General features: G+C 49.5%; 6 protein-coding genes. 4 read left to right on the top strand and 2 right to left on the bottom strand.

Annotation, left to right across the window (positions count from 1 at the left end):
• Positions 1-294: 294 nt before the first annotated feature.
• Both GWG06_RS02885 and GWG06_RS02880 read right to left on the bottom strand, forming a co-directional pair.
• On the bottom strand, positions 295-633 hold the full coding sequence (locus GWG06_RS02885; RefSeq protein ID WP_127041960.1) for a darcynin family protein: 339 nt from the start codon (positions 631-633) through the stop codon (positions 295-297).
• 230 nt (positions 634-863) lie between these two features.
• Positions 864-2,393: a sulfatase family protein gene (locus GWG06_RS02880; RefSeq protein WP_202182934.1), complete on the bottom strand. Its 1,530-nt coding sequence runs from the start codon at positions 2,391-2,393 to the stop codon at positions 864-866.
• Between the two features lie 421 nt (positions 2,394-2,814).
• Here GWG06_RS02880 and GWG06_RS02875 point away from each other — a divergent pair, with 421 nt between their 5' ends.
• The 4 genes from GWG06_RS02875 (at position 2,815) to GWG06_RS02860 (ending at position 12,110) form a co-directional block, all read left to right on the top strand.
• A complete protein-coding gene (locus GWG06_RS02875) occupies positions 2,815-4,191 on the top strand; it encodes an alpha-L-fucosidase (RefSeq protein ID WP_160711216.1) in 1,377 nt (458 codons plus the stop codon).
• Positions 4,192-4,253: 62 nt separating this feature from the next.
• Entirely contained in the window at positions 4,254-7,217 is a 2,964-nt protein-coding gene (locus tag GWG06_RS02870) for a DUF4955 domain-containing protein (RefSeq protein ID WP_160711214.1), read from the top strand.
• A gap of 49 nt (positions 7,218-7,266) precedes the next feature.
• Positions 7,267-10,377, top strand: coding sequence for a SusC/RagA family TonB-linked outer membrane protein (locus tag GWG06_RS02865; protein ID WP_160711212.1), 3,111 nt, complete (start codon positions 7,267-7,269; stop codon positions 10,375-10,377).
• Between the two features lie 17 nt (positions 10,378-10,394).
• A complete protein-coding gene (locus GWG06_RS02860; RefSeq protein WP_160711210.1) occupies positions 10,395-12,110 on the top strand; it encodes a RagB/SusD family nutrient uptake outer membrane protein in 1,716 nt (571 codons plus the stop codon).
• Positions 12,111-12,356: the final 246 nt, after the last annotated feature.

The raw sequence follows: 12,356 nt of genomic DNA, 5'->3' as shown, positions 1-12,356 counted from the left end.
CTACAACACTGTGCTACTGGGAGTTTCCGGTTAATAACATCAGAATTAAGGCTATAATAAACTTGGTACGAGATATAATATGGTTTGTTCAGATCCTGGCTATATCAAATTTATGCAATCGTTTGCAAAATTCAAAGATATTATTTTGTCATTTACCGGTATCATTTTCACTATGTTTATTTGATTATTTGAGATTTGATTATTTGAGATTTGGTTTTCATTCATGGTATTCCTTTGTACTGCTAAGTTAAAGGAATACCATGATCGGATACAAAATCTCAAATGATTAAATAATTAAATAATTAAATCTTTTACATCCATGGATCCCCTGAAATTGTTGGCAACCCCAACTACCAGTTGCTGTACGGTGAAATAGGGGGCGGCAAAGGTTTTTGATTCGCGGAGGTAGCCCATCATAAATCCGAATGCACTCAGGTCATTTGTTTCTACGATCAGGAAGTCGGAGATGGCAGCATTGGTGAAATCAGCATCATACAACCTGATATTACAGCGGTCGCTGAAATGATTCAGTATCGGCCGTACTTCCTTCTCCACAAAGGAATCCCGTTCCGTACGAGGCATAGAAAGCCATAGGCTGGTAGCATTGACCAGCACAAGAATTGTGTACTCCATATTATTGTATTTCAGGCGAAAGTAAGAAAGGGAGGGAGGGGAAACATTTACATATGTTGAGAGATAATGATGGCTTTGAATTACGAATTGCGAATTACGAATTACGAATGTAGAAGCGAAGATTGAAACGAAGATTAAAAGAAATGTTTAATTATTATCTCCCTAAATCTTCGTTTCAATCTTCGCTTCTACATTCGTAATTCGCAATTCGTAATTCGTAATTAAAAAACTCACCTGCTTCTCCCTGCATCTTTCAACGCCTGTAGTTCTGCAGCGAGTGCCTTTACCACCTCGGGGTGTTGTGCGGCGACATTCTTTTTTTCGGCGGGATCTCCGGCGATGTCATATAGCTGAGGGGCGGGATCATTGCCGAGTTCAATATTTACGCTGTGGTCGTAACGTGCGCCGTTGCCGGGTTCAATATATTTCCAGTTGCCATGGATGATAGCCAGAGCACCTGCATGTTCTATGACGGATGCTCTTCCTTTTTTATCCTTGCCGGTAAAAGCGGGCAGCATGTCGAAGCTGTCCGGTGCGTCTTCGTGCTGCAGGGTTTGTCCGGTGAGGGCGGCGAAGGTGCCGAGGAAATCAACCTGACTTACCAGTGCGTTGGAAACGCCGCGTTTCATGTTGCCTGGCCAGCGTACTACAAAGGGAACGCGGGTACCTGCGTCAAAATTACTGTATTTGCCGCCGCGGAATTTGCCGGAAGGCGTATGTCCGTTCAGCAGTTCCACTGCCTGGTCCTGGTAGCCATCGTCTACAACCGGGCCGTTGTCGCTGGTAAAAATGAAGACGGTGTTATCAGCAATATGCAGGCTGTCCAGCGTATGCATGATCTGCCCTACAGTCCAGTCCAGCTGCAGAATGGCGTCTCCGCGTACTCCCAGCCCGCTCTTGCCTTCAAATTCCTTTCCGGGTACACGGGGCACGTGAATATCATGCGTTGCGAAATAGAGGAAGAAAGGCGTGTTTTTATGATTGATAATAAAGTCTGTGGCTTTGCCGGTGAGCGTAGCTGCAATGCGGTCGTCTTTCCACAGGGCGGCGGCGCCTCCCTGCATGAAGCCAATGCGGCCTATACCATTTACGATAGCGTTGTTGTGGCCGTTGGAAGATTTCATGACCAGCAGCTCCGGGTTCTTTTTACCGGTAGGCTCATTGCCTACAGGCGCTGTATAACTTACGCGGATAGGATCGTTGGGATCCAGGTTAGCTACGCGGCTGTTTTCCACGTATACGCAGGGAACACGGTCTGCCGTAGCCGGCATGATCCAGCAATAACTGAAACCAATCTCCAGCGGCCCCGGCCTGAGTTCGCCGTTCCAATCCGGCCCTTTCTCATCACCGATGCCCAGGTGCCATTTACCTACAGCGCCGGTAGCGTAGCCGGCTCGCTGCAGCATGCGTGGCAGCGTGTTCATGGCGGTGTCAATAATCAGGGAAGCATTGCCGGGCGCAATGCCGGTACCTTTTTTACGCCAGGCATATTGCCCGGTGAGCAGCGAATAACGGGAAGGTGTACACGTAGCAGAAGAGGCATGGCCGTTGGTAAAGCGTATACCCTGGCCAGCCAGACGGTCAATATTAGGCGTACGTACTTTGGTAGCGCCGTTGCAGCTCACATCGCCGTAACCAAGATCATCCGCATAGATGAGTACGATATTAGGACGCTGCGCTCCGGATGCAGCAGTACGCTGCTGCGCCTGTAAATGCCCGGCTATCCCCATAGCCAGCGCTATGCCCAGCATAGTTTTCATGTTCACCATCATGTTTTAAGCAAGTTGTTCACAGCTAAGATAACATGTCATTCCCCGAAATCAGCAGCAAACAGACATGACAACAGAATAATGTGAAAAAAGCACAACAAAAAGATAAAATCGATACAATTTCCGGATCGATTATTTCCGACCTTTAGTGTACAAACGACGTTTATAAATAGAGGTATCAACTAAATCAATTTTCAATCTTGGAAGCGCCCCGCGCTTATTTTTTTTCAGTATAATGCAAACGATTGCAGAAATATTTACGGATTTTGTGATTTATTGATTTTGAGATTTGAAATGCAGCGGAGATATATAAAGAAAGATGTCCGCTGCATTTCAAATCTCAAAATCAATAAATCACAAAATCCGTAAATAGACCCTACGCCAATATTCCACTTACTTATAAAAACACGTCATGAAAAAACTGGTTCTCATTCTGTTGTCTGTTGGTATTGCGGCACAGACGATCTATGCACAGACATCCGTCTCCCGCGATCAGCATATGAAATGGTGGCGGGAAGCCCGTTTCGGCATGTTCATACACTGGGGCGACTATGCCGTGCTGGCAGGCAATTACAAAGGTCAGCAGGTAGGCCGCGGCGGCGAATGGATCATGAACCGCGCAAAAATTCCGGTGGCAGAATATCAGCAGTATGCCCGGCAATTCAATCCTGTTAAATATGATGCGGACGCATGGGTAAAAACAGCCCGGGACGCAGGTATGAAATATATTGTCATCACCGCCAAACATCACGACGGGTTTGCCATGTTCAAATCTGCCGCCAGCAAATGGAACATCGCAGATGCCACCCCCTATGGCAAAGATGTACTGAAACCATTGGCTGCTGCCTGCAAAAAATATGGTATCAAACTCGGCTTCTACTATTCACAGGCACAGGACTGGAACAACCCCGGCGGCGCTGCTGCCCGCAAAATAGCATCGGAAGGATGGCCTAACCCCGACTCCGCTACAATAGATGCCTTCACCCAGGCCAACAACGGCCACTGGGATCCCGCACAGTTCAGCGCTTCCATGGGTGAATACATCGACAGGGTGGCCGTACCACAGGTGAAAGAACTACTCACCAACTACGGCGAAGTAGCCGTACTCTGGTGGGATACACCCACCAACATGACGGACGAATACGCAAAAAAATTACAGGAAGCACTCCAACTGCAGCCCAACATCATTACCAACGACCGCCTGAAACGCCCTAACTTCCCCGGCGATTATAAAACACCTGAACAGAAAATTCCTGCGCAGTCCGAACTGGATGGCCGCGACTGGGAAACCTGTATGACCATGAACGGCACCTGGGGCTACAAAAGCTATGACCATAAATGGAAAAGCACGGAAACACTCATCAGGAACCTGATAGACATCGCCTCCAAAAATGGTAACTACCTGCTCAATGTAGGACCCGATGCACTCGGTCAGTTTCCACAAGGCAGCATCGATGGACTTAAAGGCATCGGACAATGGATGAAGGTCAACGGCGAATCCATCTACGCTACCAACGGCAGCCCCTTCGCCGCTCTCCCCTGGGGCCGCTGCACCAAAAAAACAAACGGTCAGCAGACTACCCTATACTTTCATGTATTCAACTGGCCCGCTGATGGAAAACTGCTGGTACCCGGAATGAAAAATAAAATCACCAGCGCCGGATTGCTCGCCAACGGCGCCAAAATAACAACCAGTACCACAGAAGAAGGCCTGGTCATCAACGTTCCGGCCACTGCACCGGATGCTGCAGCCACCGTCATCAAAATAGAGACTACAGGTTCACTCTAAAAAATAACGGGGAATAACAGATGAGAATCTGTTATTCCCCGTCTCTTTATACCCATAGGGCTATGATAAAATTTGTACGAATATGGATTATCAGTCTCACGCTGATAGTCGCCTCCGTATACGCAAACGGTAAAGACCGTGTCATTGACATAACCCGCTACGGCGCCGTAGGGGATGGCAAAACACTCAATACCGCCGCTATACAAAGAGCTATAGACACCTGTTCAGCCCAGGGTGGCGGAAAAGTCCGGGTTCCTGCGGGAACCTGGCTCACCGGCACTTTGCTGCTAAAAAACGACGTAATGCTGCTCGTCGAAGAACAGGCAACCCTGCTCGGCAGCCCCGATATTAAAGACTACCAGGTGGTAGACGGATTTAAAGACGGCCTCGGGCAACAAATGGGTTACTCGCTCATCGGCGCTGTAAATGCAAAAAATACCGGTATCACCGGAAAAGGCACTATCGACGGTCAGGGCAAGCTGGTAAGGGTTTCCGGCGGCCACGAACGACGCCCGTTCCTGGTAAGGTTCGTACGTTGCAGCCATATAACGGTAACGGATATACATTTACAGGGGCCTACCGCCTGGACAATGCACTTCTTCCGCTGCAGCAACATCCTGGCAGAAAAAGTAACCATCCGCAGCCGCGGCCTCGGCAACAACGATGGTATTGATATTGACTGCTGCGAGAAAGTTAAGATCAGCAACTGTGACATTGACAGCGGCGACGATGCCATCTGTTTCAAAACTACCAGCCCGTACCCCTGCAAAGATGTGACAGTAGACAACATTAAAATCAATACCGGAGAAGGCGCTATTAAATTTGGTACAGAATCCGCCGGCAACTTCGAAAATATCCGTGTCAGCAACATCGATGTAGCCTTTGCACGGGAAGGCGGCATCAAACTTTTCTCCGTAGACGGATCTCATCTCCGTAACATCGACATACACGACATACGTATGGAGAAAGTGAATATGCCCGTTATCATCAGACTGGGATCAAGACTCAAGACATTCCGCGAAACCGACGCAAAACAGGAGGTGGGCAGCATCAGCAACATCCGTATCAAAAATGTAAAAGTACAGCATGGCGCCTGGACAGGTATGCTCATCAGTGGTATACCCGGTTATTATATAGATGGTATTTCACTGGAAGATATACAGATAAACGTTCCGGGAGATGGCACTGCAGCCGATGCGCGCGCTATACTCGAAGAAAGGGAAGGCGACTACCCGGAGATAAAAATGTTCGGCAAACAAATCCCTGCCTACGGCCTGTATATCCGTCACGCTAAAAATATCCGTTTCCATAACATCACCTATACCACGGATAAACCAGATCAACGTCCTGCCATCATCGCCGGTGATATTGAAAAGGTACAGTTCAGCAACTGGACATTACCCGCCGGAAACAGCGCTCCACCCGTAATACGCATCGGTGATTCCAGGGATGTAAAACTGCAACAGGTAAAGACGGCATCCGGCGCAGGCCCCCTGCTGCAACCTGAAGGCAGGGCAAAAAATATCACAGTAGACGGACAGATTGTTGCAGCGCCGCCAATAGCGCCGCTCTGGAAGGATTTTGTCAGCGCCCGGAAAAATAAGACCATCCCCGTACTTCCTGATTATTCCTATGCCGGTTATCATTTCTCAGAACGTCCCCTGCCGGATGTTTCCGCAGGGAAAAAATTTGATGTCACACAATTCGGCGCTGTCCCCAATGACAGCCTCTATGATGACGAAGGCATACAACGCGCTATAGATGCGGCTGCAGCGCATCCCGGCGGAGGCGTCGTCTTCTTTCCCAAAGGTAAATTCCTGCTTGCCCCGGATGAAGACAACAAAAAGCAACTACTCATTACCGGCAGCAACATCATCCTGCTGGGCAGCGGCAGCGATGAAGGCGGCACAGAAATTTATCAGCACAACAAAAGAATCAACGACCGGCAAATCCTCTTCCGCCCGGCTCAGGCAGTATCAAAAAAATTAACGGCCATTACTGCAGATGCTGCCAGAGAAACATTTACCGTAGAAGTGGCAGATGCTTCCCTGCTGCAACCCGGTCAGGATGTTGTCATCAGGCATCGCAGCGAAGCCTGGACCAGATGGTATTTCAGTCCGCTGCCACTCAAACCCCAATGGACGCGGCTATCAGGGCCTGATGGCGGTATGCGCATCGCTGAAATCCATACTATCGCAAAAATTGAAGGGAACCGCGTTACCTTCAAAAATCCGCTGCACCTGGATATTCATCTTGTTAAAGACAAACCGTTTGAACTGTTCACCTACAACTGCATCGAAGAATGCGGTATCGCCAACATCCGCTTCAGCAGCAACTGGAAAACATATCCCGAAGAATTTATTCACCATAAGAATGAAATCCATGATTATGCCTGGGAAGCAGTTGGTATGGAAAACGTGAAAAACAGCTGGATACGTAACTGCGTTTTCCAGGACTGGAATGAAGGTATCCATATCAATGCCGGGTATCAGGTAACCGTACAACAGGTAACCTTTACCGGGAAAAAAGGACATGCCTCCGTGCATGCACGCACAGGCTACGGCGTATTAATCAGGCAATGCCATTTCAACGGCGCACAGCATCACGGGCCGGGAACAGGTTACAGTGCTGCTGGCACCGTTATCACACAATGCGATCTGGGAACAGATCAGAACATCGACAGCCATTCGGGCCAGCCTTACGCAACACTGTTCGACAACATCCACGGCGGCGTGTTCTATAATCTGGGCGGCCCCGAACCAGGTCATCCGCACCACGGACGGCAGCTGGTGTTCTGGAATTTTCTGCACAGCGCTGCCCAACCACAACATTACAATTTCTGGGATATGGATAAACGCAGGAACTATACCATTGCTGCTCCAATATTGGCAGGATTTCAATCAGATACAAAGGTTACAACAGAAAATGCCGGCATCAATCAGCTTCCGGGGCAGGCTGTAGCTCCCGCCTCCCTGTTTGAAGCACAGCTGGCACTAAGGCTAAGTGGAAAGGATCTCACCGAATAAAAACTACCATTACTCAATTACCGTCATTTTATCAACAAAAACTAACGTTATGAAATTTCTGTTCTGGTCAGGGATGCGCGCAGCTCCCCGCCTGCTCAGCAGTACCTTGCTGTTGTGCTGGCTCTTATCTTTCTGCGTATGTACGTCAACGTTATACGCCCAGCAAAAAACCGTTACTATAGCGGGCCGGGTAACATCACAATCAGGCGAACCACTGCCCGGCGCCACCGTTGTAGTCAAAGGTACTACACACGGCACTGCCACCGCTGCAGATGGCAGTTTCCGGCTCAGCGTACCGCCTGACAGCCCTATCAAAATCACCTATACCGGGTTTATTACCAAAGAGCTGAAAGTAGAGCAGACGAATATGCTCAATATCACCATCCCGCTGATAGCAGATAAGGGAGAACTCAATGAAGTAGTAGTGGTAGGTTATGGTACACAGAAAAGATCTGATGTAACCGGCTCTATCACCACCATCAACAGTCAGGCGCTGCGCGATATTCCCGCTGCTAACCTCACTACCATCCTGAAGGGACAAGGCGCCGGTATCGACATTCAGAAAAGCGGCGGTAACAGCAAGCCAGGCGCAAAGCCTACTGTTCTTATCAGAGGCTCCCGATCCCTGAAAGCCGGTAACGCTCCGTTATTTGTAGTAGACGGTATCCCCTACAACGGCGACATCAACGATCTTAATCCGGATGACATTACCTCTGTTGATGTACTGAAAGATGCATCCTCCACGGCAATCTACGGTTCCAGAGGCGCCAACGGCGTTATTCTCGTGACTACCAAACGTGGTAAAAACGGAAAGGCTGTTATCACCTACAGCGGCTATGGCGGCTTTGTAAAACCGGCCGGCAAATATGATCTCATGAATGCAGAACAATATGCCGACCTGAAAAGATGGGCCTACTGGAACGGCACACAGGATCCACCGCGCAAATACAGCAGCTGGGAAGATCCGCAGATCCTCATCGATGGCTTTGATGCAGAAGAAAGGAGACAGCTGGCAGCCGGCAAAAGCACGGACTGGCAGGACCTCATCTATCGGACCGGTCTTATGACCAACCATCAGCTGGGCATTTCAGGAGGTACCGAAAAAACACAGTTCAGCGCTTCCGCAGGCTACTACAAGGAAACCGGTATTTACACCGGTCAGGCTTTCGAACGCTTCACCATCAAAGCCAGCGTAGATCATGAGATCAACAGAATATTCAAAATAGGTGTGAGCAGCCTGAATAACTTCTCCGTTACCAACGGCGAAAGTGCCAATCCGATGGGACAGGCACTGAGAGGCAGTCCTATGGCTCCTGCCTATGACAGCAACGGCGCTATCATCAATGATTTTCTCTCCGGCAGCGCCAAACAGATCTGGAATCCGCTCGCCAACTTTGAATCCGGCGCCGCAGTGGAAAGAAGAAAACGTTCCGGAACTTTCACTACCGCCTACCTGGATGTGAACATCCTCCCCGGATTAAAATACCGCTTCAACGGTGGTGCGGAAATTAAAAGTGATAACTACGGCAGCTTCTACAGCAGCAAAACCACCGATAACCTCGGCGGCCTCAATACCAGCAGCAACGAGTATAATACCAACATCAACTATACCCTGGAAAACCTGCTGATATATAACAAACGCTTTGGTAAACACCATGTAGATTTCACCGGATTATACAGTATGCAGGAATCCAGCAATCAGTCCAACAGCTTCAACAACAACTCCCTGCTGTTTGACGGACTGCAATACTTCAACGCACAGTACGGCCTGAACCTCGCGGGTTCCGGTGCGGAAAGCAAATGGAATATCATCTCCTATATGGGCAGGCTGAACTACAGCTTCGATAACCGCTATCTGCTCACACTCACCGCGCGCAGCGATGGTAGCTCCAGACTCGCACCCGGCAATAAATTCAAAGGTTTCCCTTCTGCTGCAATCGGTTGGAATGTCATCAATGAAAAATTCATGAAAGACAGCCGGACTTTCAGTAACCTGAAAATCCGCGCTACCTACGGCCGCACCGGTAATACCGCCATCAATCCCTACCAGACGCTCGGTGCCTTAAAAGCAATCAACTACAATTACGGCTCTAGCAATGTAACCGGCATCTTTATCAACACAGCGCCTAATCCGAACCTGCAATGGGAATACACGACCACTGCCAACATCGCCGTTGACTTCGGACTGTTTAACAACCGCATCACCGGTAGCGTGGAACGATATGTAGCGAAAACCAGCAACCTGTTGTTACCGCTGCATCTGCCCGGCACCAGCGGTATTCCGGGAGATGTGCTCGTGAACGTAGGCAAAACGGAAAACAGGGGATGGGAAGTACACGTTGCTACGGTGAATATTCAGGGGAAAAAGGCCAACGATTTTACCTGGACATCCGACATCAACTTCTTTGTCAACAGAGGAAAAATTGTGGAACTGTACAACGGCATACAACAGGATATTGCCAACAACTGGTTTGTCGGTTCTCCCATCGGCTCCTATTATGATTACAAACGTATAGGCGTATGGCAGAATACCAAAGCTGATTCCATGCTGGCGCTGCGCTACGGACAGAAAGTAACCGGCAACAGTTCTATCATCGGTAACATCCGCATTGAAGATATCAACCGGGACAGCACTTTCGGCGATGCAGACAAAACTATTGTAGGCAGCCCGCAACCGAAATGGGAAGGCGGTATGACCAACCGTTTCAGCTACAAGGGATTTGATCTTACCATCGTGGTAAATGCCAGAATAGGCAGTACGCTGAACAGCAAACTGTATGGCGGCGGTTTTGCCAACACCTTCCAGGGCAACTACAATAACCTGAACGTTCCTTACTGGACACCCAACAACGGGGAAAATCATTTTCCCAAGCCTAACCAGTCCAGAACACAACCACAGTACAACAGTACGCTTGGATACTTTGACGGGAGCTACCTGAAAGTGCGTACTATCGGTCTCGGCTATACGGTGCCGTCATCGTTTGTGCAGCAGCTGAAGGCGCGTTCACTGCGCGTATATGTATCCGCACAGGATCCGTTTATTTTCCTCTCCGAATACCGGAACAGGTTCCGCGGCATAGATCCTGAATCTGCCGGTAATATCAATGCTGACACGCCTTCTACCTGGTCTATGATTTTCGGGGTTAATCTTACTTTATAATTTCAAAACTGTGCGCTATGAAAAAAATATTGCTCATTGCAGGTATCGCTGCTGCCGCCGGTTTGCTGGGCAGCTGCAACAAAATGCTGAACGAAAAGCCATACTCCGTACTGACAGCGGATTTCTATAAAACATCCCAGGGTGTAAATGCTGCGCTGGATGCATCTTATGCAGGTATGCGCACCGTCTGGGGCTGCGAAGACTATTTCTCCCTGACCACTCCCGGCACCGATGAATTCAAAAGAGGGAACGACGGCAATAACGTGTTCATGACCTATGATCCGGGACTGCTTGCCAGCGATGGTAAGTTCAAAGCCCAGTGGAATAACATCTACACTTACATCAACACCTGCAACGCCGTGATTGAGTTCGGACCATCCGCTCCCGGTCTTGCAGACAACATCCGGAAGAAAGCTATCGCCGAGGCCAGGTTCCTCCGTGCCAATTACTATTTCGTGCTGGTGCAGTTCTGGGGAGATGTAACCCTGACGCAGTCTTTCATCTCCTCTCCGCTTACTTCTGCCAGCAGAGATCCGCTGGCGAAAGTATATGAAGCCATCATCAAAGACCTGAAAGATGCGATCCCTGATCTTCCGCCGGGGCCTAAAGGCATCGACTTCGGAAGAGCCAACGCCCTTGCCGCCAAACACGTACTGGCAAGGGTATATCTTACCCGCGCCGGCAGCAAGGCTGCACAGGGCACCGACTACCGGGATGCCGCCACCTATGCCACCGATGCCATCAGTACCGCATCAGGGCAGGGAGTCAACCTTTTGCCCGACTTCGGCAGTATCTTCACGGAAGGCAATGAAGCCAATGCAGAAGTACTGTGGTCCGTACAACATACCGCCAGCCTGGCTTACAACGGATCGCCGCAGCAGGACAACCGCACACCGGATAACATGCTGGTACATCTCTTCGTGCCACAGTATGAAAAAGTAGACGGCATGACCCGCAACATCCGCGACGGACGGCCCTATATCCGCTGCGTACCAACTAAATGGTTAACGGATACCGTATTTGCGGAAAGGGTGAACGATACCCGCTTCAACAAAAGTTTTCAGACGGTATGGTTCTGCAACAATGCTTCCAGCATTCCGAAATGGCCGAACCCGTTGCCTCCCGGAGCGCCTGCCGGCGCCGTTGCCGGTGGTCCTAAGATGAAGTTGGGAGATACCTGCATTTATATGCCGCAGGGCAAACGCAGCAGCGCGCAGATAGCAGCAGCGCCCTACACGCTGATGCCTTCTGATAAATATTCCATCAAGATGTCGCCTGCCATCAGCAAATACGTAGATACCAAGCGTTCAGACATGAATGCGCCTTCCATCCGGCCCATCATCGCCTACCGCCTGGCAGAAACCTACCTGATAGCCGCTGAAGCCCTCATGCAGAGCGGCCGCACAGGCGAAGCCGTTCAATACATCAACGCTATCCGTGAAAGAGCCGCCTATCCTACCGGCGACAAAACCAAAATGACCGTCACCGCCGCCGATCTCAACATCAACTTCATCCTGGATGAACGCTCCCGCGAACTCGCCGGTGAAAACATCCGCTGGCTGGACCTCGCCAGAACAGGCAAACTCGCAGAAAGAATCAGGGCCCACAATGATGACGACTCACGCGTCAACTTCAAAGAGCCCAAACACTTACTGCGCCCTATTCCACAGGACCAGATAGATGCGACAACAACGGGGACGCCGTATCCGCAGAATCCAGGGTGGATACAATAAGCTTTGAATTACGAATTACGAATTGCGAATTACGAATGCAGAAGCGAAGATCAAAACGTAGATTATTAGGGATATCTATTAAATATCACCTTTAATCTACGTTTTGATCTTCGCTTCTGCATTCGTAATTCGCAATTCGTAATCATTGGTGTCCGGTAAAAATCAGACCTACTACAAGAAAAAAGGGGGCAGTTGCCCCCTTTTTTTGGTAGATTTAAGTTACCACACTTTAAAATACCATGAATA

The organism is Chitinophaga solisilvae (genome assembly GCF_009928525.1).
In the GTDB taxonomy this organism is placed as follows: domain Bacteria; phylum Bacteroidota; class Bacteroidia; order Chitinophagales; family Chitinophagaceae; genus Chitinophaga; species Chitinophaga solisilvae.
Note: the sequence above shows the minus strand (reverse complement) of the source record. Positions and strands in the feature narration are given on the sequence as shown.